Annotated in this window: 21 protein-coding genes and 2 pseudogenes; 11 read left to right on the top strand and 12 right to left on the bottom strand. The window is 63.4% G+C overall.

Features of this window, described 5'->3' with window-relative positions:
• Positions 1–149: 149 nt before the first annotated feature.
• Together ACSVIK_RS01270 and ACSVIK_RS01265 are read right to left on the bottom strand one after the other, a co-directional pair.
• Entirely contained in the window at positions 150–914 is a 765-nt protein-coding gene (locus ACSVIK_RS01270) for a methyl-accepting chemotaxis protein (RefSeq protein WP_442442589.1), read from the bottom strand.
• A 90-nt stretch (positions 915–1004) separates the two neighbouring features.
• Positions 1005–2012, bottom strand: a pseudogene (locus ACSVIK_RS01265) (cache domain-containing protein); the annotation flags it as partial.
• Between the two features lie 221 nt (positions 2013–2233).
• Between ACSVIK_RS01265 and dapC the strand changes: the two are divergent.
• Positions 2234–3430 carry a succinyldiaminopimelate transaminase gene (dapC, locus tag ACSVIK_RS01260; RefSeq protein ID WP_442442550.1) on the top strand — a complete coding sequence of 399 codons (1197 nt, stop codon included), beginning with the start codon at positions 2234–2236 and terminating at the stop codon, positions 3428–3430.
• Between the two features lie 172 nt (positions 3431–3602).
• On the opposite strand, the gene ACSVIK_RS01255 is transcribed toward dapC, so the two are convergent.
• Positions 3603–5237: a Na+/H+ antiporter gene (locus tag ACSVIK_RS01255; RefSeq protein WP_442442549.1), complete on the bottom strand. Its 1635-nt coding sequence runs from the start codon at positions 5235–5237 to the stop codon at positions 3603–3605.
• A 153-nt stretch (positions 5238–5390) separates the two neighbouring features.
• Between ACSVIK_RS01255 and ACSVIK_RS01250 the strand changes: the two genes are divergently transcribed.
• From ACSVIK_RS01250 to ACSVIK_RS01235, 4 genes are all read left to right on the top strand, one after another.
• Complete coding sequence (locus tag ACSVIK_RS01250; protein WP_442442548.1) at positions 5391–5738, top strand: ArsC family reductase; 348 nt, start codon at positions 5391–5393, stop codon at positions 5736–5738.
• Between the two features lie 37 nt (positions 5739–5775).
• Complete coding sequence (gene dapD, locus ACSVIK_RS01245; RefSeq protein ID WP_442442547.1) at positions 5776–6810, top strand: 2,3,4,5-tetrahydropyridine-2,6-dicarboxylate N-succinyltransferase; 1035 nt, start codon at positions 5776–5778, stop codon at positions 6808–6810.
• A gap of 73 nt (positions 6811–6883) precedes the next feature.
• Positions 6884–8089 (top strand): aminotransferase class V-fold PLP-dependent enzyme, encoded by a 1206-nt coding sequence (locus ACSVIK_RS01240; RefSeq protein ID WP_442442546.1) that lies wholly within the window; start codon positions 6884–6886, stop codon positions 8087–8089.
• A complete protein-coding gene (locus tag ACSVIK_RS01235; RefSeq protein WP_442442545.1) occupies positions 8086–8490 on the top strand; it encodes a SufE family protein in 405 nt (134 codons plus the stop codon). Before ACSVIK_RS01240 ends, ACSVIK_RS01235 begins: the two co-directional genes overlap by 4 nt.
• Positions 8491–9519: 1029 nt before the next feature.
• Here ACSVIK_RS01235 and ACSVIK_RS01230 read toward each other — a convergent pair.
• From ACSVIK_RS01230 to tcdA, 3 genes are all read right to left on the bottom strand, one after another.
• Positions 9520–9987: a DUF1456 family protein gene (locus ACSVIK_RS01230; RefSeq protein WP_442442544.1), complete on the bottom strand. Its 468-nt coding sequence runs from the start codon at positions 9985–9987 to the stop codon at positions 9520–9522.
• A gap of 29 nt (positions 9988–10016) precedes the next feature.
• Positions 10017–10754, bottom strand: coding sequence for a substrate-binding periplasmic protein (locus ACSVIK_RS01225; protein ID WP_442442543.1), 738 nt, complete (start codon positions 10752–10754; stop codon positions 10017–10019).
• Positions 10755–10964: 210 nt separating this feature from the next.
• Positions 10965–11774 carry a tRNA cyclic N6-threonylcarbamoyladenosine(37) synthase TcdA gene (tcdA, locus tag ACSVIK_RS01220; protein WP_442442542.1) on the bottom strand — a complete coding sequence of 270 codons (810 nt, stop codon included), beginning with the start codon at positions 11772–11774 and terminating at the stop codon, positions 10965–10967.
• Between the two features lie 342 nt (positions 11775–12116).
• Here tcdA and dapE point away from each other — a divergent pair, with 342 nt between their 5' ends.
• From dapE to ACSVIK_RS01205, 3 genes are read left to right on the top strand one after another with little or no spacing between them, the layout of a single operon-like run.
• On the top strand, positions 12117–13259 hold the full coding sequence (gene dapE / locus ACSVIK_RS01215; protein ID WP_442442541.1) for a succinyl-diaminopimelate desuccinylase: 1143 nt from the start codon (positions 12117–12119) through the stop codon (positions 13257–13259).
• Positions 13256–14062, top strand: a complete 807-nt coding sequence (locus tag ACSVIK_RS01210) for a putative RNA methyltransferase (RefSeq protein ID WP_442442540.1) — start codon at positions 13256–13258, stop codon at positions 14060–14062. The genes dapE and ACSVIK_RS01210 overlap by 4 nt, the downstream gene beginning before the upstream one ends.
• A gap of 26 nt (positions 14063–14088) precedes the next feature.
• Complete coding sequence (locus ACSVIK_RS01205) at positions 14089–14460, top strand: hypothetical protein (RefSeq protein WP_442442539.1); 372 nt, start codon at positions 14089–14091, stop codon at positions 14458–14460.
• Positions 14461–14738: 278 nt separating this feature from the next.
• Here the strand turns inward: ACSVIK_RS01205 and ACSVIK_RS01200 are convergent, their stop codons facing one another.
• The 6 genes and pseudogenes from ACSVIK_RS01200 to ACSVIK_RS01175 form a co-directional block, all read right to left on the bottom strand.
• Positions 14739–14948, bottom strand: a complete 210-nt coding sequence (locus tag ACSVIK_RS01200) for a cold-shock protein (RefSeq protein WP_268182422.1) — start codon at positions 14946–14948, stop codon at positions 14739–14741.
• Positions 14949–15161: 213 nt separating this feature from the next.
• Positions 15162–16151, bottom strand: a complete 990-nt coding sequence (locus ACSVIK_RS01195; RefSeq protein ID WP_442442538.1) for a DUF4340 domain-containing protein — start codon at positions 16149–16151, stop codon at positions 15162–15164.
• Positions 16152–16316: 165 nt separating this feature from the next.
• Entirely contained in the window at positions 16317–18149 is a 1833-nt protein-coding gene (locus tag ACSVIK_RS01190) for a GldG family protein (protein ID WP_442442537.1), read from the bottom strand.
• Positions 18150–18160: 11 nt separating this feature from the next.
• Positions 18161–18892 (bottom strand): ABC transporter permease subunit, encoded by a 732-nt coding sequence (locus tag ACSVIK_RS01185; RefSeq protein ID WP_442442536.1) that lies wholly within the window; start codon positions 18890–18892, stop codon positions 18161–18163.
• Positions 18892–19812: an ABC transporter ATP-binding protein gene (locus tag ACSVIK_RS01180; protein WP_442442535.1), complete on the bottom strand. Its 921-nt coding sequence runs from the start codon at positions 19810–19812 to the stop codon at positions 18892–18894. Before ACSVIK_RS01180 ends, ACSVIK_RS01185 begins: the two co-directional genes overlap by 1 nt.
• Before the next feature lie 255 nt (positions 19813–20067).
• Positions 20068–20246, bottom strand: a pseudogene (locus tag ACSVIK_RS01175) (IS110 family transposase); the annotation flags it as partial.
• 131 nt (positions 20247–20377) lie between these two features.
• Between ACSVIK_RS01175 and ACSVIK_RS01170 the strand changes: the two are divergent.
• From ACSVIK_RS01170 to ACSVIK_RS01160, 3 genes are all read left to right on the top strand, one after another.
• Positions 20378–20782, top strand: coding sequence for a hypothetical protein (locus ACSVIK_RS01170; protein ID WP_442442534.1), 405 nt, complete (start codon positions 20378–20380; stop codon positions 20780–20782).
• Between the two features lie 258 nt (positions 20783–21040).
• Positions 21041–21448, top strand: coding sequence for a hypothetical protein (locus tag ACSVIK_RS01165; RefSeq protein WP_442442533.1), 408 nt, complete (start codon positions 21041–21043; stop codon positions 21446–21448).
• A 276-nt stretch (positions 21449–21724) separates the two neighbouring features.
• Positions 21725–22261 carry a tetratricopeptide repeat protein gene (locus tag ACSVIK_RS01160; RefSeq protein ID WP_442442532.1) on the top strand — a complete coding sequence of 179 codons (537 nt, stop codon included), beginning with the start codon at positions 21725–21727 and terminating at the stop codon, positions 22259–22261.
• Positions 22262–22370 lie beyond the last annotated feature (109 nt).

Genomic DNA, 22370 nt, shown 5'->3' with positions numbered 1-22370 from the left:
CGGTATCAACCAAACTTACCCCCTCTCCCCCAGCACCTCTGCCGTAAATGGGAGAGGGGAGCCAAACGCGTACAGCATCAAACTGACTGGCATTACGCACCAAGGCCACAGGCATCGCGAACGAATTCGCCCCAAAAGGGCAGGCAGCCTCAGATCCTGAAGCTGTCCACCAGATGCTTGAGCCGCCCGACCTGCTGATCCAGCTCGGTACAGGCACTGAGGCTGGCCTGCAGGTTGCGCACGCCATCCTGGTTCAGGGTGTTGATCTCGGTGATGTCCATGTTCAGGCTCTCGATCACCGAGGTCTGCTCCTCGGTAGCGGTGGCCACGGACTGGTTCATGCCGTCGATCTCGCCGATGCGCTGGGTCACGCCACGCAGGTTCTCCCCGGCCTGGCCGCCGATGCGCACGCTGTCCTCGCTGAAACGCCGGCTCTCGGTCATGGTCGCCACGGCATCGCGGGCACCGGCCTGGAGCTGTTCGATCATCTGCTGGATCTCCTGCGCCGAGCTCTGCGTGCGCTGGGCCAGGTTACGCACCTCGTCGGCCACCACGGCGAAACCACGCCCAGCCTCGCCGGCGCGGGCGGCCTCGATGGCGGCATTGAGCGCGAGCAGGTTGGTCTGCTCGGAAATACCCTTGATCACGTCGAGAATCTGGCCGATGTCGTTACTCTTCTCGCTGAGCAGCTCGATATGGTTGCCGGACGCCTGGATCTTCTCCGACAGGTCGCCCATCGCCGCCAGCGTGCGCTCGACCATGCCCTGCCCTTCCTCGGCATTGCGCCGTGCTTCGCTGGCCTGCTGCGAGGCATCGGCGGCGTTGCGGGCGATTTCCTGAGCGGCAGCGCCCAGCTCGTTGATCGCCGCCGCCACGCTGTCGGTGCGCGCCGCCTGTTCGCTGGAATTGCCCATGGAGGCGTTGGAGGCCTGTACCACAGTCGTGACCCGCTCGTGCACCTCACGAGTGGTCGAGGCCACTTCGCGGATCGACTCGTGGATGCGCTCGACGAAACGGTTGAAGGCCCCGGCCAGTTCGCCGAACTCGTCGCCGGAGGCGATCTTCAGACGCTGAGTCAGATCCCCCTCGCCTTCGGCGATGCCGCTCATGGCATGGCTCATCACGTGCAGCGGGCGCAGCAGAATGCGGATCAGCATGCCGAGCAGCAGGAGAATCGCCACCACGCCGATGATGGTCGCCATCAACGCGGACAGGCGCGACTCACGCAGGGCCGCGAACGCCTTGCCCTCGTCCACCGACAGGCCGACGTACCAGTGCACCCCGGCCAGGCCCTTCACCGGCTGGAAGGTGACGATACGCGCGCTGCCATCGACGCCTGTGGTGTTCTGCAGGCTGGACTCCAGACGCGGCGTTGCCTCGGGGTAAAGCTCCGGCAGCTTCTTCAGCACCAGGCTCTTGTCCGGATGCACCAGCACCGTGCCCTGCTCGTCCACCAGGAAGGCGTAGCCCATGCCGCCCAGGTCGAAGGAGTTGAGGATGTCGTCGATGGTCTGCAGCTTGAGATCGCCGCCGACCACCCCCCGCAGGCTGCCGCCCACGCTGACCGGACGGGTGATGGTGATCAGCAGGCCATCACGCGGGTCGGCCGCCAGGTAGGGTGCGGTCAGCCCCGGGCCACTGCTGCCCACGGCGCTCTTGTACCAGGGGCGCTGACGCGGGTCATAGCCAGCCGGCAGCTCGCTGGGCGGAAACTGAGTGTAAGTGCCATCGGCCTGGCCGTAATAGGCATAGAGAAAGGCCGAGGCGATGCTGCGATGTTGCAGATTGCGCGCCAGCATCTCGGGCGAACTGTCGTCCTGCACCGACTCGGCGAGGTTGTCCAGCAACTGCATGCGCCCATCCAGCCAATGCTGAATGTTGCCAGTGGAAACCAGGCCGACATCGTGCAGGTAGTTGGCCAGGTTGTGGCGAATCGAGGTGCGCTGCAGGTAGTCGTTGTACAGGGCGAAGGACGCGAAGGCCGCAATGACCACCAGGGAAGCAGCCAGCATGATCTTGTGGCTGAACTTGAGGGTGCGCATAAGGAGAGTCTCGTGGGAAAATTTCACGTTCAGGCTATCGGCACTATATGAACAGTCTTGAATCGCTCGAGCGTCAGCATTGCGACCTAAACCAGCGTAAAACGGACAGCCAGCGGAATTTTCCTCGGCGCGCGCGCCATGCTAGTGTCGGCAGCTTTGTCGCCGCCTTCCACAGGACACGTCGGATCACCATGAACCACGCCCTCGCCCAGTTGCAGCCCTACCCGTTCGAGAAACTCCGCGCCCTGCTCGCCGACGCGCAGCCCGCCGCCGATCGCGCGCCCATCGCCCTGTCCATTGGCGAACCCAAGCACCGCTCGCCGGACTTCGTCGGCCAGGCGCTGACCGCCAACCTCGACAAACTGGCGGTGTATCCGACCACCCTGGGCCTGCCGGAACTGCGCCAGAGCATCGCCACCTGGTGCGAACGCCGCTTCGGCGTGCCCGCCGGCTGGCTGGATGCGGCGCGCCACGTGCTACCGGTCAACGGCACCCGCGAGGCGCTGTTCGCCTTTACCCAGGCCGTGGTCGACCGCAGTGCCCAGGGCCTGGTGGTAAGCCCCAACCCCTTCTACCAGATCTATGAGGGCGCGGCCTTTCTCGCCGGTGCCGAACCGCATTACCTGCCCTGCCTGGAAGATCATGGTTTCAATCCGGACTTCGACGCAGTGCCGGCCGAAGTCTGGCAGCGTTGCCAGATCCTCTTCCTCTGCTCGCCGGGCAACCCCACTGGCGCGCTGATCCCGCTGGAAACCCTGAAGAAGCTGATCGCCCTGGCCGACGAGCATGACTTCGTCATCGCCGCCGACGAATGCTACAGCGAGCTGTACTTCGACGAAGACGCGCCACCGCCTGGCCTGCTCAGCGCCTGCGCAGAACTGGGTCGCAGCGATTTCAAGCGTTGCGTGGTGTTCCACAGCCTGTCCAAGCGCTCCAACCTGCCGGGCCTGCGTTCGGGCTTCGTGGCCGGCGACGGCGAGATCCTCAAGCACTTTCTGCTCTATCGCACCTACCACGGCTGCGCCATGCCGGTACAGACCCAGTTGGCCAGCGTCGCCGCCTGGAACGATGAAGCGCACGTGCGCGCCAACCGCGACCTGTACCGCGAGAAGTTCGATGCCGTGCTGAATATCCTGACCCCGGTGATGGACGTACAGCGCCCCGACGGCGGCTTCTACCTCTGGGCGCGCACGCCGGGCGACGACACCCTGTTCACCCGCGAGCTGTTCGTGGCCGAACACGTCACCGTGGTGCCGGGCTCCTACCTGTCGCGCGAGGTGGATGGCGTCAATCCGGGGGCCGGGCGCGTGCGCATGGCCCTGGTCGCGCCGCTGGCCGAGTGCATCGAAGCGGCCGAGCGCATCGCGCGGTTCATTCGTAGCGCCTGAGGCTCTCTATAGTCGCGGCTAAAGCCCCTTGCAGCGCTAGCTGGCTGGCATGAAGGACTTTAGCCGCGCACTTCTGACTGTGTAGCCCGGATGAAATCCGGGGATAACCTTTACAGGGTTTCCCGGATTGCATCCGGGCTACGCACTGAATCCGCCCTACGCCTGAACCGTCTCAGCTCTTGTTCAGGCGCGCCTCGGCGATATCCAGGTCGCGCAGGATTTCGGCCAGCAGGTCGTCGTCCAGTTCGTTGTCGTGGCGCATGCGGTACAGCTCCAGGCGCTGGGTGCGCAGCGCCTGCAGACGCAGGCGATACTCCAGGCGGTCGGTCTCGCGCTGCTGCTCGCGCGCCTCATCGCCACCACGGGCACGCTCCAGCAGGTCGCGATATTCGCTCATCAGTCGCGCCTTCACTTCCACCGCCGCGATAGCCCCCTCGGCATCGGCAGCGCGCTCGTCCTCGGACTCCAGATAACGAATCGCCGCCTCCAGTACGGCGGCGCGGTGGCGATTGAGCTCACGCTCATGCAGCGCCACGTTGTCCTGCGGCAGGCGCGGCAGGATCCGCGGCAAAGCGACACTGGCCACCAGCAGCGACAGCAGGATCACCCCGGCGGCAATCAGGATCAGCAGGTCACGCTCGGGAAAGGCCTGGCCGCTGTTGAGCAGCAGGGGCAACGACATCACGCCCGCCAGGGTCACCGCCCCGCGCACGCCGCCCAGGGTCAGCACCGCGCTCAGGGCGATGCGCGACTGCCCGGCAAAGCGCGTCGGCTCGCCGCGCAGCCGACGCAAGGTGCCCGACACGCGCCAGTAGCCGTAGACCCAGACGAAGCGCAGCAGCATCAGCACGGCGTAGATCGCCGCCACCAGGCCCATGGCCCGCAGAGCGAACATCCAGGGCTCGGCATGATCGCCCAGAGCCGCCGTGAGGATGTCCGGCAACTGCAGACCCAGCAAGAGGAAGATCAGGCCATTGAAGGTGAACTCCAGCAGCGCCCATACGCTGCGATTGAGCAGCCGCGTGGAGGTCTGCCGCGGCAGCAGGTCGAGGCGGCTCTGCATCATCCCTGCCGCCACTGCCGAGAGGATGCCGGAGAGTCCCAGATGCTCGGCGGCCACATAGGCGGCGAATGGCAGCAGCAAAAGCAGCAACACGTGCGGCGCCGGGTCTTCCCAGCCCCGGGCGATCATCCAGGCGCGCAGGCGCCCCAGCAGGTAACTCAGGGCCACGCCAACGCCCAGCCCGCCGACCGCCACCAGCATGAACTGCAGGCCAGCATCACTGATCGAGAACATCCCGGTCAGGGTCGCCGCCACGGCGAACTTGAACGCCACCAGGCCGGAGGCATCGTTCATCAATGCCTCACCCTGCAACAGGTTGTTCAGGGTGCTCGGCAGGCGCCCGTGGGTGATCGCCGAAACCGCCACCGCATCGGTCGGAGACAGCACTGCGGCCAGGGCGAAACAGGCGGCCAAGGGCACCTGCGGCAACAACCAATGAATGAAATGCCCAGCCACGAGGATGGTGAAGAACACCAGGGCGAAAGCCAGCAACAGGATCGGCGTGCGCAACTGACGGAACTGCCCCTTGGGCATGCGCCAGCCATCGACGAACAGCAGCGGTGGGATGAACAGCAGCAGAAACAGTTCTGGATCGAGGCGTACATGCAACCCCAGCGCCGGCACGGCCAACAGGGCACCGATGAGAATTTGCAGCAGAGGCAGAGGCAAGGGGATGAACTGCGCGCTGATACGCGTACCACTGACCACCAGCAGCATGATCAGAATGGTGTAGAGCAGTTGCATGAGGGAGAAAACCGGCGGGAGTGGGTGCGTGGCGCTGATTCTAGCGCTGTAACACATCCCTGCGACAGTGCCCGCCACGCCCGCACCAGCCATGGCATAATGGCCGGCCGTTTTTTCCGGACATCCCGGCACGCCACTCATCAGAGGAAGACCATGAGTTACGTCCTGTATGGCATCAAGGCCTGCGACACCATGAAGAAGGCCAGAACCTGGCTCGACGAGCATGGTGTCGACTATGCCTTTCACGACTACAAGAGCGCCGGCATCGACCGTGCGAGCCTGGAGAAATGGTGCGACGAGCATGGCTGGCAGACCGTCCTCAACCGTGCCGGCACCACCTTCCGCAAACTGGATGACGCGCAGAAAGCCGATCTCGACCAGGCCAAGGCCATCGACCTGATGCTGGCCCAGCCTTCGATGATCAAACGCCCGGTGCTCGACCTGGGCGACAAGACCCTGGTCGGCTTCAAGCCGGACACCTACCAAGCTGCGTTGGCCTGATCACTCTTACCCGAATTTGTTGCAAGGAACCTCATCGATGACCACCACCCTCTTCAGCATCGCCTTCGGCGTCGGCACCCAGAACCGTCAGGGCAACTGGCTGGAAGTCTTCTACGCGCAACCGCTGCTCAACCCGGCAGCCGATCTGGTGGCCAAGGCCGCCGAGATCCTCGGCTACGAAGGCGGCAACCAAGCCATAACCTTCAGCCACGCCCAGGCCCGTGACCTGGCCGAAGCGCTCAAGGGCATCGATGCTGCCCAGGCCGCCCTGCTGACCCGTCTGGCCGAGAGCAGCAACCCGCTGGTGGCCACCCTGCTGGCCGAAGACAGCGCGCCGAGCAGCACCCCCGAGGCCTACCTCAAGCTGCATCTGCTGTCGCACCGCCTGGTCAAACCGCATGGCCTGAACCTGGCCGGCATCTTCCCGCTGCTGCCCAACGTCGCCTGGACCAGCCAGGGCGCCGTCGACCTCGCCGAACTGGCCGAACGCCAACTGGAAGCACGCCTGAAGGGCGAACTGCTGGAAGTGTTCTCGGTGGACAAGTTCCCGAAAATGACCGACTACGTGGTACCCACCGGCGTGCGTATCGCCGACAGCGCCCGCGTGCGCCTGGGCGCCTACGTTGGTGAAGGCACCACGGTGATGCACGAAGGCTTCGTCAACTTCAACGCCGGCACCGAAGGCCCGGGCATGATCGAAGGTCGCGTATCCGCTGGCGTATTCGTCGGCAAGGGCTCGGACCTCGGTGGCGGCTGCTCCACCATGGGCACCCTGTCCGGTGGCGGCAACATCGTCATCAGCGTCGGCGAAGGTTGCCTGATCGGCGCCAACGCCGGCATCGGCATCCCCCTGGGCGACCGCAACACCGTCGAAGCCGGCCTGTACATCACCGCCGGCACCAAGGTGAACCTGCTAGACGAAGGCAACGCCCTGGTCAAGGTGGTCAAGGCCCGCGACCTGGCCGGCCAGCCCGACCTGCTGTTCCGTCGCAACTCGCAGACCGGCGCCGTGGAGTGCAAGACCCATAAGTCGGCCATCGAGCTGAACGAAGCCCTGCACGCGCACAACTAAGAGGCAGCGCCAAGCTGCAAGCTACAAGCCGCAAGCTCTGCGGCTCCAACTTGCAGCTTGCGGCTTGAAGCTCATGGCTCTGAATTCCCCCTGGCGCGCCGAATTCCCCGGCATCCTTGCCCTCGAAGCCGACGGCCACACCTACCTGGACAGCGCCGCTACCGCGCAGAAGCCGCAGGCGGTTCTGGATGCGCTGCTCGCCTACCTGGCCGGCGGCGTGGCCAACGTGCATCGCGCCCAGCACCTGCCAGGCGAACGCGCCACCCGCGCCTTCGAGGCCACACGCAGCAAGGCCGCGCAGTGGCTGAACGCGCAGAGCAGTGACGAGATCGTCTTCACCCGTGGCAGCACCGAGTCGCTCAATCTGCTGGCCTATGGCCTGGAGCACCTGCTGCAGCCTGGCGGGCAAATCGTCATCAGCGCCGCCGAGCACCACGCCAACCTGCTGCCCTGGCAGCAACTGGCCAAGCGTCGCGGCCTGGAACTGACCGTGCTGCCACTGGACGCCAGCGGCAGCATCGACCTGGCGCAAGCCGTGCGCCTGATCGGCCCGCGCACCCGCCTGCTGGCCATCTCGCAGTTATCCAACGTGCTCGGGCGCTGGCAACCACTGGCCGAGCTGCAGACCCTGGCCAAGGTTCATGGTGCGCTGACCATCATCGACGGCGCACAAGGCGCCGTGCACGCGCGCCCGGACATGCAGGCGCTGGGTTGCGACTTCTACGTCTGCTCGGCGCACAAGCTCTACGGCCCGGATGGCGTCGGCCTGCTCTATGGCCGTGGCGAAGCACTGGCGAAACTGCAGCATTGGCAGTTTGGCGGCGAAATGCTGCACGACGCCGACTACCACGACGCCCGCTTTCGCCCCGCTCCGCTGGGCTTCGAGGCGGGCACGCCGGCGGTTTCCGCAGTGATTGCCCTGGGTGCCGTGCTGGATTGGTTGAGCGAGCTGGATCAGGCTGCCGTGGCTGCCCATGAAGCGGCCTTGCACGGCGAACTGCTGGCCGGCCTTCAAGCCCGCGCCGGTGTGCGCCTGCTGGGTGAACCGCAACTGGCGCTGGCCTGCTTCCAGGTCGAAGGCGTGCACAACGCCGACCTGGCCCATCTGCTCAGCGAGCAGGGCATCGCCGTGCGTACCGGGCATCACTGCGCCATGCCGCTGATGAAACGCCTCGGCCTGGCCGGAGCGACCCGCGTATCGCTGGGGCTGTACAACGACGGCGCCGACCTGCAGCGTTTCTTCGCTGCCCTGGACAAGGCCCTGGAGCTGCTGCGATGAACCTGCCACCTGCCGCCCAACAAGCCCTCGAGGCCTTTGCTGCCTGCCCCGGCTGGGAACAGCGCGCGCGCCTGCTGATGCAATGGGGCGAGCACCTGGAGCCGCTGGACGAGGCCGAACGCCAGGAGCACAACCGCGTGCATGGCTGCGAAAGCCTGGTCTGGCTGGTGGCCGAACAGCGCGATGGCGCCTGGCACTTCCGCGCCGCCAGCGATGCCCGCCTGCTGCGCGGCCTGCTTGCCGTGCTGCTGGTTCGGGTCGAAGGGTTGAGCGCTGACGAGCTGGCCAGGCTCGACCTGGCCGACTGGTTCGCCCAGCTGGGCCTGCAACGCCAGTTATCGCCCTCGCGTAGCAATGGGCTCAATGCCGTGTTGTTGCGCATGCGTGAGCTGCTGGGCTAACAAAAAACGCCTCGGTTTTGGCCTCTTGCGTCGGCTAATTTTTTAAGCGCCATCGCATTTCAGGGGGAATGCTTGGGTGACATCGGACTGGCAAATGTGTGTGTTGTCTTGTTGGCCCGTGTTGGTGTTCTGGACGCCGCTTTGGGTGTGTCCAGATATTCCGGGTTTCGCCCCCTCGGGCGACTCACTTTTCTTTGAAGTGCGCAAAGAAAAGTAAGCAAAAGAAACGCACCCCCGCCATCCGGGTCTCGCTTCGCTCGACTTCCCTCACTCCGGCATCGCTCCGGGGTCGGCGTACATGGGCCATCCCTGGCCCATTACGCCTCTCGTGGCATCCATGCCACTCGCCCCCTGCGCAATGCCTGCGTTCGGCCTCCTGAAGGGGGCATTTGCGCGCCTGAACGTACAGTTATTCCGAGCATGCGCGGCGTGTTCTGGTAGCAGTGGAACCACGACGTGGCCACCGGGTTAAACCAAAACTTTCATTCGCGTAGGGCGTACTCGCGAAGCAGTACGCCGTTGGGAGTACGGGACGTGGGTTGTGGTGCCGAACTGGGCATGGCCCGGCGGACTGTTCGCTGGCGCTCCTGAGTCCGCCCTACGGCTGCCCCATTAAGCGGGTGAGAGTCCCATGGAGTAACCACAGGTTCAGGCGCGTGCAGAGCCCGCCCAGGAGGGTGAGCGGAATCGTCGTGGAAGAGGTTGAGCTACATGGATGTCGCGAAAGCCGCGATGGGCCAGGGATGGCCCACCGCGGCGGGCCTCTGGAGCGGCGATGGAGCGAACGAACCCTGGCGCAGCCAGGGCCGGATGAAAGGGCGGAGGTTTTGGTTACTTTTGCCCCAAAAGTGACTCGCCCGGGAGGGCGAAACCAAAAACATCAACAAAAACGCGGCAAGCCGGAACAAGCACCCGAACAAGCAATAAGCATTCACACAAACTTGCCAGTCCGGTATCGATCCCAACTTCCCCAAGCTTGCGCGAAGAACCGTGTTTCAACCGCCTGCTAAAACCCGAACTGCATCCGCGCTACGCAACGCCACGCTCACGTAACGTCAACCCACGCAGGAAGTTGCGCAATATCTGATCACCGCACTCGCGGTAGTGCTTGTGCCCCGGTGCACGAAACAAGGCGCCCAGCTCAGCCTTGGTCATCGGCAGATCCGCCGACTGCAGGATCGCCTGAATGTCGTCGTCACGCAGCTCGAAGGCCACGCGCAGTTTCTTCAGGATCAGGTTGTTGCTCAGGCGCTTTTCCACCGGCAAGCGCGGCCGGCTGTCGTCCTTGCCACGCTTGTGGAACACCAACCCTTCGAGCACATGGGCCAGCAGCGCATCGTTGCAGGAACGATAGCCCGCTTCATCTTCTCGCAGCAGGCAGGCGGAGATCAGCCCCGGTTCCACCGGGTAGTCCGTCAGATGGCAGAACGCCTCGAGCCTGGCGTCGCTGACATCCAGCAGATAGCGCAGGCTGCGCAGTACATCGTTGTTGAGCATCCAGGGTCTCCGTGATTCGATGAGCAGCCTCAGTTCTCCGCGGCCTGGATCGGCCCGCTGGGCTGCCAGTCGTCGGCATTGCCACTATCGAGCGCCTGCTGCAGGCGCTGCAGGTCTCCGCGCTCGGCGAAGCCACGCAGGGCATCGTTGAACTGGCGCAACAACTGCGCGCTCCGTGGATCATCCTTGCGAAACAGCAGATGCAAGGGCTCCAGGTTCAAAGGGCGCGGGTGATGGGTAATCTCGGCAGGCAGCAGCTCGGGTGGCTGGTGGCGCAGTATGGCATAGCCGACGGCGCGATTCTGCGGGTACAGGTCGATGCGCTTGAGCTCCAGCAAACGAAAGCCCGTGTCCTCCTTGCCGCTTCGCTCGGTCTGCAGACGCCCTTCCAGAACCGCCTTGTCGAACGCCAGGCCATAGGAGTAACCCAGCGTCGTGCCGATCCGATAGCCCTTCAGATCATCAATGCCGTGCCAGTCGAACGCCAGGTCGCGACGATGGAAGAACACCACCTCGCCACGCACCAATGGGTCGCTGCAAACGGCCGCGTCGAGCCGACCCACGCTGCAGTTGTAAGGCATGACGGCATGCAACTCGCCTTTTCGCAGCATCAGCAGGTTGCGATCCCAGGGATGGAAAACGAAACCGACCGCATAGCCCGACTCGGCGAACACCGCGCGAATCAGCCGCGCCAGTGCCCCGCTATCACTGCGTTGCTGCTCGACATAGGGCGGCCAGTCGCCCGTACCAATGCGCAGCGTTTTCAACTCGCCCCGAGCAGGCGTCAATAGCCCCATGGCCAGGGATGAGGTCAGGAAAACAGCGGACAGGCATCTCCACTGACGCGCTCTGCGAACATGCAATAACCCGTACGGCACGGCTCACCTCGATGCGAGCAACAGTCGAACCCCTCCAGCCCGTTGCATCATCAGCGCATACCGTTGCACCGAAATGGCTGGCGTGGCCGCCAGCCCAGATCATCGAGTGCGCAGTCGCTCGGCAGGTCGTCGCGCACCCGCCACCAGTTTATCCACCAGCTTGGCGGTTGCCGCCATGGCGAAAGTTGTGGTGACCATCATCACCGCACCGAAACCGCCGGCACAGTCGAGGCGCACGCCCTCGCCGACGAAGCCCTTGGCCTGGCAAACGCTGCCGTCGGGCTTGGGGTAGCGCAGTTGCTCGGTGGAGAACACACAGGGCACGCTGTAGTTACGCCCCGGCGTGCGCGAGAAGCCATAGTCACGGCGCAGCAACGAGCGCACCTTGGCCGCCAGCGGGTCGTTGAAGGTCTTGTTCAGGTCGGCGACCTGCACCTGGGTCGGGTCGATCTGCCCGCCCGCGCCGCCGGTGGTGACGATCTGGATCTTGCGCCGCTTGCACCAGGCGATCAGCGCCGCCTTGGCCGGCACGCTGTCGATGCAGTCGATCACCCCGTCGAGCTGTTCGGTGATGTACTCGGCCATGGTCTCGCGGGTGACGAAATCGGCCACCGCATGCACCACGCAGCTGGGGTTGATGGCGCGGATACGCTCGGCCATCACCTCGACCTTGGCCTTGCCCACAGCGCCGTCGAGCGCCTGGATCTGTCGGTTGGTGTTGGTGATGCAGACGTCATCGAGGTCGAACAGAGAAATCTCGCCAACGCCGGAACGTGCCAGCGCCTCGGCCACCCAGGAGCCGACGCCGCCGATGCCGACCACCGCCACGTGCGCCGCTGCCAGGCGCTGATAGCCCTCCCGGCCGTAGAGCCGGGCTATGCCGCCGAATCGCTGATCGTCTGTGTTCATCTCACCCCCTGCAGGAAGGCGCGCATTATAGGGACAGCAGCGCCCCCACCCAAGCCTGGCAGACGGCTGGAGAGCACCTCTAAAAACTACCTGCGTTGTCATCGTGGCGTTAAAAACAGGCTCACAGCCGAAGGCTGAACGCGCTTTAGCGCGGCCCCAAAGGGGTGAGCGAAGCGAGTCAAATGCTCATTTACAGCTCCGTAAACTCCGCTTTTTCGCCCGTTTTCGCCTTGCGCTGACTGCCTCGCTGACGTTTTTAGAGGCCCTCTGGAGTCTGGGTAGTTTTGCCGATGCCCTGTTAATATGGCCGGCTTTCACGCCAGCCGCTGTACCGGAGCCGCCATGACCGCCCCCCTGACCCCGACCCTGGAACTCGCCTTCGACCTGATCCGCCGCCCGTCCGTGACCCCGGTGGACGAAGGTTGCCAGGAACTGATGATGCGCCGCCTGGCCGCGTGCGGCTTCGAGGTGGAGCGCATGCGCATCGAAGAGGTGGAGAATTTCTGGGCCAAACGTGGTGGTGAAGGCCCGGTGCTGTGCTTTGCCGGCCATACCGACGTGGTGCCCACCGGCCCGCTGGACGCCTGGCAGTACCAGCCGTTCGACGTGCGCATCGATGAAGAGGGCATGCTCTGTGGCCGCGGCGCGGCGGACATGAAGGGCAGCCTGGCGAGCATGGTCATCGCCGTGGAGCGCTTCGTCGCCGACCACCCAAACCACAAAGGTGCGATCAGCTTCCTGATCACCAGCGACGAAGAAGGCCCGGCCCAGCACGGCACCAAGGCGGTGGTCGAGCGCTTGCGCGAACGCGAGGAGCGCCTGGACTGGTGCATCGTCGGAGAGCCGTCGAGCACCAACCTGCTCGGTGACGTGGTGAAGAACGGCCGCCGTGGCTCGCTTGGCTGCACCCTCACCGTGTATGGCAAGCAGGGCCACGTGGCCTACCCGCACCTGGCGAAGAACCCGATCCACCTGGCCACGCCGGCCCTGGCCGAGTTGGCCGCCGAACATTGGGATCACGGCAACGACTACTTCCCGCCGACCAGCTTCCAGGTGTCCAACCTCAATTCCGGCACCGGCGCAACCAACGTCATCCCCGGTGAGCTGAAGGCGGTGTTCAACTTCCGCTTCTCCACCGAGTCCAGCGTCGAGGGCCTGCAGCAGCGCGTCACCGCCATCCTCGACAAGCATGGCCTGGACTATCACCTGGAGTGGGCGCTGTCCGGCCTGCCCTTCCTCACCCAGCCGGGCGATCTGCTCGACGCCGTGGCCGCCAGCATCAAGCACGTCACCGGCCGCGAGACTACGCCGTCCACCAGCGGCGGCACCTCGGACGGCCGCTTCATCGCCACCCTGGGCACCCAGGTAGTGGAACTCGGCCCGGTCAACGCCACCATTCACCAGATCAACGAACGTGTGCTGGCCAGCGACCTCGACCTGCTCACCGAGGTTTACTACCAAACCATGGTCAAGCTCCTCGCATGAGCCTGATCTGCCCCATCTGCCAGGCCCCGCTGGAGCCGAGCGCCAGCGGCCTGACCTGCGCCAACCGTCACAGCTTCGACCGCGCCCGGCAGGGTTACTACAACCTGCTGCCGGTGCAGCACAAGAACAGCCGCGACCCCGGCGACAACGCCGCCATGGTCGAGGCGCGTCGGCGTTTTCTCGACGGCGGTCACTACGCGCCGCTGGCCAAACGCCTGGCTGAACTGGCCGCCGAACGCACGCCAGCCCGCTGGCTGGATATCGGTTGTGGCGAGGGTTATTACACCGAGCAGATCGCCCACGCCCTGCCCGCTGCCGACGGCCACGCCCTGGATATCTCCCGCGAGGCGGTCAAACGTGCCTGCAAGCGCGCCCCACAACTGAGCTGGCTGGTGGCGAGCATGGCTCGTGTGCCCCTGGCCGACGCCAGTTGCGAGCTGCTGGCCAGCGTCTTCAGCCCGCTCGACTGGAGCGAGGCCAAGCGCTTGTTGGCCCCGGGTGGTGGCCTGCTGCGCATGGGCCCGACCCGTGTGCACCTGATGGAACTGCGGCAGAAACTGTACGACGATGTACGCGACTACGACGACCAGAAGCACCTGGCGCTGATCCCACCGGGCATGCAGCTGGCGCACAACGAAACGCTGGAGTTCAGGCTGCACCTGGCAGACGCCCAGGCCCGCGCCGACCTGCTGGCCATGACCCCGCACGGCTGGCGCGCCAGCGCCGAACGCCGCGAAACGGTGATCGCCACGCCCTTCGATGTCACTGTTTCCATCCGCTACGATTGGATCACCAAAACTTAGAGTCCAAGCTCTCAGGATTAGCAGCCATGCGCCAACCCGATATCGAGATCTACCTGAAAGACGCCGAACGCGATGCCGTGGCGCAGTGGCTGGGTGAAGCCCTCGGCCCCTGCAGCGACTGGCAGCAGAAGGGCCAGACCTTCAAGTGCCAGGCCGGCGGCGTGCCGGTGACCTGGCTGCCCAAGGCCGTGGGCAAATGGCACAGCCTGTATCTGGAAAGCGACGCCACGCCCTGGGCCGATGACCTGGCCTGCGCCCGCGCTGCCCATGCCGCGCTTGGCGTGCAGATCCGCTGCGCCCCCGGCACCTGGGTGGAGGATGAAAGCGACGAAGAAGCCGACCGCTGGATCAAGGTGGATGCCGACGGCGAAAGCGAGATCATCTGGCGCACTGAATGAGAGCGGCCAAAGGGCGGGAGAGGGTCAGGTGCCCCACGTCACGGGATCCTGCATCGATCCCCCGTAGCCCGGATGCAATCCGGGGCAGGCCTGAATATTTCCCGGATTGCATCCGGGCTACAGGTCTGTAGGAGCGGATTTATTCGCGATAGGGCTTGGCTCTGCTCCCGAGCATGATCGCGAATGAATTCGCTCCTACCCATATACCGCTAGGCACAGGGTTCACCCTACGCCAGAAACGAAAAGGCCCGTCATCGACGGGCCTCGTGGCATTGCCTTCAGAGCGTGGAAACGTCTTCGGCCTGCAGGCCCTTCTGGCCCTGGGTCACACCGAACTCCACCTTCTGCCCTTCGACCAGAGTACGGTGGCCCTCGCCGCGAATGGCGCGATAGTGGACGAACACATCCTGGCCGCTCTCGCGCTGGATGAATCCATAACCCTTGGAATCATTGAACCATTTGACGGTTCCTGTCTCACGCTCTGCCATTCGCAACTTCTCCAAACTCGCAATATTTTTATTGGTCCCATGGACGCTTTGGCGGTTCGGTAAAACGTTCTCGGCCTGCAAACTCTAAGAAAACACGCCTGAGAGACGTTCTCGCAGCAACCGCTGCGGCCGAGTATAAAGCAAGCATTTTCACTGCAAAGCACTTTTTGCCAGCGGCTGCGGCCCGCTGATACGGGCCGCAAGTCACCCTACTCAGCCCTTGGCCAGTAGGTCGCGCACGGTCTTGGTCAAGCGCTGCACCTGTTCGGGCTCCAGCCGATAGGCCCAGTCCGGCCGGGCGCTGACCTCGCCGTCCTTGAACCCCTCGTGCTTGTCCAGCACCAGCCAGTAGGCGTCGCCCTGCTTGTACAAGGCCCCCTGCAGCTTCTGCCCGTCGAAGCCGCTGAGGCTCAATTGCAGCACCGGCGCCTGCTTGAAGCCAACCTGCGCCAAGGGCGCGGCGTCGGCGAACTGCAAATTGGAGAACAGGGTGGCCACGCCATTGGCGGCGCCCTCGAAGCTGAGCTTCTGATCCTTGTGCAATTCCTCGACAGCAAAGTTGTACTGCTTGGCATCGGCGCGCGTCAGGGTCAGCGTCTGGCCATCGGCATGGTGCAACTCGAGGCGCGCGATGCTGGTGAAGGGAATGTCGGTGACGCGACGATCCAGCCAGTCCAGTTCGCGTGTGGGCAGTTGCAAGGTCTGGTCGATCAGCCAGACCTGATTCTCCCCGGCACGCCGCACCAGTTGCCCGCTACCCTGCTGAGAGGGCTTGCCCAGGAGCAGATCGAGTTCCGGGTGGCCCTCGAAGTGCAACTTGATCCGCTGCGCCTGCTCCCCGGCTTCACCCTGCTCGGCCAGGCCCAGGCGGGCATGCCATTGCGGGTTGGCGGTCTTGGCCTCGACGATGCGCGCCTCACGCAGGCCGCGCAGCAGGTCGGCCAGGGGTTGTGGCGCTGCTGGATAGTCGGCCTTGGCCGGCACCACCCAGGCCTCGCCATGACGCTCGATACGCACCGGCGGCTGGCCGGGCGACTCGATTTCCAGGGCCTGCAGGCTGCCCAGATAATCCTGCTCGGCAGCCAGCCATGGCCCTTGCTCGACCTGCGCCGTGCTCTGCTGCTGGCTGCGCTGCAGGGCCAGGTAGCCCAGCACACAGAGCAGCACGATGACGATCAATGCGATCAGACCTTTACGTCCCATACCCATCTCACTGTTGATGATTCGGAAGCGGCGTAGGGTGGATGTCGCTTTTTACATCCACCGCAACGGTGGATCGGTGAAGCGTGATCCACCCTACGCCCGGTTCGTGGGAGGGGCTTTAGCCGCGACTGTCGCCGCTGAGGCGCCTCCCACAGGTGATGCCCCTCACGCGCGACGACGCCTGCGCCACAACCACAGCGCCAGCACGCCAAGGGTCAGCAACGCAGGCACCAAGGCGATATTGATGATCTTCAACGTCCGCCCCAACGACTCGATATTGGCGTTGAGCTGGTATTGCACGTCACGCAGCTCCTTGCGGATCTCCAGCTTCTGCTGGATGAAACGCTGCAGCGTCTTCTGCTGCTCCGGCGTCAGCTCCAGGGCCTTGTTCGGGTCATCGCTGTGTTGCAACGCCGCCAGTTGCTGCTCGGTCTCGCTCAGGCGCGCCTGCAGCGCTTGCTCCTTGTCACGGAAACGCTGCTCGGCAGCGCGCTGCAACTCATCCACCACGGTGAACGGGCGGCTGAAGCGGCCACGGGAACGCACGCTGATCAGCGCGTCGGTGCCACTCAGGTTGTCCAGCGCGTTGACGGTGAAGCTGCCATTGTCAGCCCAGGGCTGGGGAATGCGCTGGCCGAAGAAGTCCTGCACCTGCACCCACATGCGGTCGCTAAGGATGTCGGTGTCGGCCACGGCGATCACGTTGATGTTGTCGGCCTGCTTGAGGCCATCCTTGTGCCCCTCGATGCCATCGGGATAAGCACTCTTGGCCGGCCCGTCGATACGCGCGGCGATGGCGTAGCGCTCGCCGGTGGGCTCCAGGTCGCGGATCAGCTCCTCGGGGTTGCTGAGCATGGCGAAACGCTTGACGTCGAAGGGCATGGCGTACTCGGAGCTCTGCATCAGCGGGGTGAAGTGCGTCTTCGCCCCTTCCACCGGTTCAAGGATGCCGGCCGTGGCGACGGTGATGTTCTCCAGCCCTGCGGTGGCGATGTCGTTCTGATCCAGCGCCTTGCGCGGCAGGTTCAACCAGGCGGCATGGCGCACCGGACGCTGGCCCTGGCCACGGTTGACCGACATGGCGTAGGAGCCGTCGCCCAGCACCTTGTCCGGCACCATGCGCAGGCCCCAGGCCTTGAACAGCGGCTCGAGATCGGACGACTTGTCCACCGCCATCTCCCCCGGCATACCGCCCGTATCGGCTTCGGCATAGGGATCGACGAACACCATCAGCTTGCCGCCACGCAGCACGAACTGGTCGATGGCATACAGCGTCTGCTGCGGCAGGTGCTTGGGATGCACCAACCACAGCACCGAGATGCTGTCAGGGATCTGGTCGACGTCAGGCTTGAGGGTCTCGATCTTGAACAACTGGCGCACCTGCTCCAGCACCATCCAGGGCGGCGTCGGCTGTTGCGTCATCATGTCGAAGCCGCCGGTCATCGGCAGCTCGGAGAGCACACCGACCACCGGCAGCTCCGGCTTGGCCAGGGTCTGTACCAGGCGGCTGAGCTCGTATTCGAGATGCTCCTCCTGATCCAGGGCGAAGAAGGGGATCACCTGGGTGTTGTCCAGCGCGTTGGTGCCCGCCAGGCCGAAGTAGATGGAATCGCCGCCCTGCTGCAACGGGATGGCCTGCAGGCCGAACTGCGCGGCCTTGTCCTCGTCCTCGGAGAAAGGCTCGGGGTCGATGATGTGCAGGTGAATCTTGCCATTGGACTGAGCCTGATAGGCCTTGAGCATCTCCTCCACGCGCTGGGCGTAGGTGCGCAAGGCCGGCAGATCCTTGGCCACCTTGTCCGAGTAGAAGAAGTACAGGTTGATCGGCTCGTCCAGCTCGCCAAGGATCTGCTTGGTGCCGTCGGAGATGGTGTAGAGCTTCTGCTCGGTCAGATCCAGGCGGGCACCGCCCAGGCCGATGCCGGCCAGCAGGTTGAAGGCGATGAAGGCGACCGCGATCAGCAGCAGCCCGGCGCCGGAATAGATCAGCTTTTTCATGGTGGCGGGCCTCAGTCAGCTTTCTTCAGGTCGATGACCACGGCGGTGGCGGTCAGCCAGGCGGCAATCAGCGAGAGGAAATACAGCAGGTCGCGCACGTCGATCACGCCCTTGCTGATGGCATCGAAGCGCACCAGGAAGCTCAGCGAGGCAATAGCGTCCACCAGCCACTGCGGCGCCCAGGCGAAGGCGTCGAGCACCATGGGAAAGCCGCTGACGATGAACAGGAAGCAGGCGCTGACCGCGAGGATGAAGGCGATCACCTGGTTCTTGCTCAGCGCCGACATGCACGAGCCGATGGCCAGGTAGGCCCCCGCCAGCAGCCAGCTACCGATATAGCCGGTAACGATGGCGCCATTGTCCGGCTCGCCCAGGTAGTTGACGGTGATGACCATGGGGAAGGTCAGCAACAGCGCGATGCCGGCGAACACCCAGGCCGCCAGGAACTTGCCGGTAACCGCCTCGAAGCGGGTGATCGGCAAGGTCATCAGCAGCTCGATGGAACCGGACTTGCGCTCCTCCGCCCACAGGCGCATGGCGATGGCCGGCACCAGGAACAGGTACAACCAGGGGTGGAAGTTGAAGAAAGCCGACAGATTGGCCTGGCCGCCCTCGAAAAAGCCCCCCAGGTAGAAGGTGAACACCCCGGACAGCACCAGGAAGATGACGATGAACACATAGGCCAGCGGCGTGGCGAAATAGCTCGCCAGCTCGCGTTTGAAGATCACGGGCAACTGGGTCATCACTGCTCTCCCCGGGTCAGCGTGCGGAACACCTCATCGAGGCGACCGCGTTCCACATTGAGCTCTCGCACCTTCCAGCCGCGCTCGGCGATCAGCGCATTGACCTGCGGGAAGATCACCTCGCCCGGCTGCGCCAGCACGCTCAGGCTGTGCTCGCGGGCGTTCTCCTCGACACCGGCGACGCCCGGCAATGCCGCCAAGGCGGCCTGATCCAGCGCCTCATCGGCCACCAGCGTCACCGCCTGGTGGTAGCGCGAGCGACTCTCCAGCTCCAGCGGCGTGCCATCGGCCAGCAAGCGGCCCTGGGCGATGATCACCGCGCGGGTACACAGCGCCGTGACCTCCTCGAGGATATGGGTGGAAATGATCACGATCTTGTCGCGCGCGAGGCCCTGGATGAGCTGGCGCACCTGATGCTTCTGATTGGGGTCGAGGCCATCGGTGGGCTCGTCGAGGATCAGCACACGCGGGTCATGCAGAATCGCCTGGGCCAGGCCGACGCGGCGCTTGAAGCCCTTGGACAGCGTCTCGATGCTCTGCTCCAGCACCTTGTCCAGCTCCAGTTGCGCTACTGCGCGCTGCATCCGCAGCTTCTTCTCGGCGCCACGAAAACCGCGCACCTCGGCGATGAATTCGAGAAATCCGCGCACCGTCATGTCGCCATAGCAGGGCGCGCCCTCCGGCAGATAACCGATCTGCCGCTGAGCCTGGAGGGTCTGGGTCTGAATATCGCAACCGAGAATGCTCGCCGTGCCAGAGGTTGGCGCGAGAAATCCGGTGAGCATCTTCATGGTGGTGGATTTGCCGGCCCCGTTGGGGCCGAGAAAGCCCAGCACTTCCCCTGGCTGGACACTGAACGACAGATCATCGACTGCCGTATGCTGCGCAAAACGCTTGGTCAGGTTTCTTATCTCGATCATGGCCTCTCACCGTCGCGAAGGGCACTGCGCTCAGCGAAACCACCGCACAAACGCAGCCCGCAAGAACGCCGGGAGCCAGTACAAGCACGCCCCCGGACGAAGGCGTGACCCCGAAAAAAACAAAAAGTTCAGCAAATCGATTGCAACAAGCTGTAAATGGAATATGGGGTTCAGCGAAGGGACAGTTTCGCGGCCATCTGCCCCCAAAAAAGCCATGAACGGCAGGTGTTTGCGATCAGCCTTGCCGGGCCATCCGCCCCAGTCATGCACTGCGCCATAGACTCCACCACCCACTCGACCGGCTCGGCCCGCTCCTGTATATATCGCGTGAACGCCTCTCGGTTCAGCCGCTTGCGCTGTACCATCTGGCCGCAACGGACACGCTCGGCAACTGGGTAGAAGGACTTGGCCAGATCAACTGCGATGCGCTTCATAACGGCCCTCCCCATGTTAGCTACCACGGCACTCGGGTATAGATCTGTGCCACTACAGCATTCAAATCACTAGCTAGGACGTGCTAAAGCCCGCCTCTTAACCAAACGCTAGAAGCCAAAAGGAAATTTCAGTGTTCACAGGACAAAGCAATCCCGACAAGCACCCGCTTGATCCTTTAATGAAACTATTTGCTTGCAGATGCTTCTTAATTTTAGTTTTTGTAACAGCCATGATGGCCGGTGTATTCCTGTCAATTCTCAAGCAGGACTGGACTTGGCTCAATCGTTTTGGGGCAGTAGTCATAGTAACTGGCCTCCTATTTACTATGTCTCCTCTATTTTCAAACGGCATTTATAAATCTCAGTCAGGCGCTGGACGCATGGGTGATCTCGGAGCTGATGGCTCAGTCACCACCACAACCCCCGAAGAACGCAAGATCGGCAACAATGTCGCGCTGGGAATAATCGTCACCATCATCGGCACGCTGACCAATGCATTTGGAGACTTGTTAGGCAGCAGTCTGTATAGTTTCTAACAATGCGTATATGGACTCTCTCCACAAGTAGTGAGCAATAGCTTTTCGATCCTGTCGTCAGCTCGGTTGCATTCGTATATCCAGCCTGTTGTGGGCTCTTGCGCCCTGGCCACTCTGTAGTTCGCGCAGCGGGGGCCAAGCGTTCAAGCGATCACGGGGGTCGTATTGTTACCGCCTGGTTTTACTTCGTAAAATATTTCCACAAAAATACTACTTAAATTCTGCCGTTTACCGCAACGTTATGCACAAGGAGGTTACATGAAGAAAATCATCGTTCTGATCGCACTATCTGCCGCAGCGTACTATGCGTACAAAAACAATCATCCAGACAGCGCCAGCAGCACTAGCCAATACAGCATAAGCAATATCCAGAACCAACCCATCCCGCAAGAGAGTTTATTTGAGCTATGGCACGAGACCGCGCTAAAAATGTGCAACGACTCAACCAAATCATTCAATATCAGTCAAAGCCAATGCATAAACAAAATAGACTCAAAAAAAGAATCATGCAAAGCAACCGCCGGGCGAAATGCCCCTGCAGTAATTGAAAGCGAGTACGAAGCTAAGCAGCTAGGTAAGGCATACCTCCACTGCGCTGTTCCGGGCTATCACTGCAACGGAACAGAGGTAAAAACAGAAGAAGAGGCACGCCGATACTGCCAGTAGTGCATAACAGCATTCAAACCGTTCGCTTCGCTCACTGGGACGGGCCAAAGCCCGCCCCTTAACCAAACGCTAGGCAAACTCCGGAAGCGCCTATCCGGCCGAATTACACCCGCAACACCGCGTCGCCAGTAAGTCGCCGTGGCATTATCAAAAGGACTTGGTTTTATGCCGGACACCGTCACAGGCGGTTGCAGGAACTAAAGCGACGCCGGAAGTCAAAGCCGAGATAGTTTTTTTCAACAGCCGGCCAAGTCCCTATTTTGCCTCGGAGCCAGTATGAAACGTACCTTTCGCTACCCTACCCTCGTTCTCTTCGCCCTGGCCGTGCTGGCCGGATGCAGCAGCCGTGAGGCACAGCAGGAGCCGGCTAGCACGGCTCCGGCAGCGCAAAGCCAGCCTTCCACGCAGGAGCAGGTGCAGGCGCAGTTGCGGCAGAAGGCCGAGCGTGGGGATCTGGAGAGCCAGTTCCAGTTGGGCAGCAGTTACTTCGTCGGCCAGCCGGAGAAGGATCTCAAGCAGGCGGAGTACTGGTGGAAGCTCGCCGCCGATAAGGGGCACAGCATGGCGGCGGTCAGCCTGGCCTATCTGTATACCGGCCGTGATGCGCCGGAGTTCGCCAACCAGCGCGAGATGCTGCGTTACCTGAACCAATCCGCAGCCGCCGGCAACCCGATGGCGCAACACGTGCTGGGCAATCTCTATCGGCGTGGCGAGGGCGGCCTGCCGCGTGACCCGGATCAGGCCAAACGCCTGTACGAAAGCGCCTGCAAGCAGAACTACGAAGTATCCTGCGCCGCGCTGCAGCGCCAGTAACCGCATACAGCGCCGCGGTGGTCCAGGCCGTCGCGGCGCTCTTTCTTCCAGAGCAAGCGTTAGCGGATATTTCCGCCCTCTTGCGCCTGACTCTTCGCGCATTAGTCTC

Origin of the sequence: Pseudomonas sp. NCHU5216 (assembly GCF_052156495.1) — a bacterium.
Taxonomy (GTDB): Bacteria; Pseudomonadota; Gammaproteobacteria; order Pseudomonadales; family Pseudomonadaceae; genus Aquipseudomonas.
The sequence above is the reverse complement of the archived record's forward strand: the minus strand, read 5'-3'. Positions and strand labels throughout refer to the sequence as shown.

What these genes read in the sequence shown, in the direction of transcription:
- ACSVIK_RS01270 (WP_442442589.1), bottom strand. Translation starts at nt 914, where the DNA reads ATGGGCAATTCCAGCGAACAGGCGGCGCGCACCGACAGCGTGGCGGCG.
- dapC (WP_442442550.1), top strand. Translation starts at nt 2,234, where the DNA reads ATGAACCACGCCCTCGCCCAGTTGCAGCCCTACCCGTTCGAGAAACTC.
- ACSVIK_RS01255 (WP_442442549.1), bottom strand. Translation starts at nt 5,237, where the DNA reads ATGCAACTGCTCTACACCATTCTGATCATGCTGCTGGTGGTCAGTGGT.
- ACSVIK_RS01250 (WP_442442548.1), top strand. Translation starts at nt 5,391, where the DNA reads ATGAGTTACGTCCTGTATGGCATCAAGGCCTGCGACACCATGAAGAAG.
- dapD (WP_442442547.1), top strand. Translation starts at nt 5,776, where the DNA reads ATGACCACCACCCTCTTCAGCATCGCCTTCGGCGTCGGCACCCAGAAC.
- ACSVIK_RS01240 (WP_442442546.1), top strand. Translation starts at nt 6,884, where the DNA reads ATGGCTCTGAATTCCCCCTGGCGCGCCGAATTCCCCGGCATCCTTGCC.
- ACSVIK_RS01235 (WP_442442545.1), top strand. Translation starts at nt 8,086, where the DNA reads ATGAACCTGCCACCTGCCGCCCAACAAGCCCTCGAGGCCTTTGCTGCC.
- ACSVIK_RS01230 (WP_442442544.1), bottom strand. Translation starts at nt 9,987, where the DNA reads ATGCTCAACAACGATGTACTGCGCAGCCTGCGCTATCTGCTGGATGTC.
- tcdA (WP_442442542.1), bottom strand. Translation starts at nt 11,774, where the DNA reads ATGAACACAGACGATCAGCGATTCGGCGGCATAGCCCGGCTCTACGGC.
- dapE (WP_442442541.1), top strand. Translation starts at nt 12,117, where the DNA reads ATGACCGCCCCCCTGACCCCGACCCTGGAACTCGCCTTCGACCTGATC.
- ACSVIK_RS01210 (WP_442442540.1), top strand. Translation starts at nt 13,256, where the DNA reads ATGAGCCTGATCTGCCCCATCTGCCAGGCCCCGCTGGAGCCGAGCGCC.
- ACSVIK_RS01205 (WP_442442539.1), top strand. Translation starts at nt 14,089, where the DNA reads ATGCGCCAACCCGATATCGAGATCTACCTGAAAGACGCCGAACGCGAT.
- ACSVIK_RS01200 (WP_268182422.1), bottom strand. Translation starts at nt 14,948, where the DNA reads ATGGCAGAGCGTGAGACAGGAACCGTCAAATGGTTCAATGATTCCAAG.
- ACSVIK_RS01195 (WP_442442538.1), bottom strand. Translation starts at nt 16,151, where the DNA reads ATGGGACGTAAAGGTCTGATCGCATTGATCGTCATCGTGCTGCTCTGT.
- ACSVIK_RS01190 (WP_442442537.1), bottom strand. Translation starts at nt 18,149, where the DNA reads ATGAAAAAGCTGATCTATTCCGGCGCCGGGCTGCTGCTGATCGCGGTC.
- ACSVIK_RS01185 (WP_442442536.1), bottom strand. Translation starts at nt 18,892, where the DNA reads ATGACCCAGTTGCCCGTGATCTTCAAACGCGAGCTGGCGAGCTATTTC.
- ACSVIK_RS01180 (WP_442442535.1), bottom strand. Translation starts at nt 19,812, where the DNA reads ATGATCGAGATAAGAAACCTGACCAAGCGTTTTGCGCAGCATACGGCA.
- ACSVIK_RS01165 (WP_442442533.1), top strand. Translation starts at nt 21,041, where the DNA reads ATGAAGAAAATCATCGTTCTGATCGCACTATCTGCCGCAGCGTACTAT.
- ACSVIK_RS01160 (WP_442442532.1), top strand. Translation starts at nt 21,725, where the DNA reads ATGAAACGTACCTTTCGCTACCCTACCCTCGTTCTCTTCGCCCTGGCC.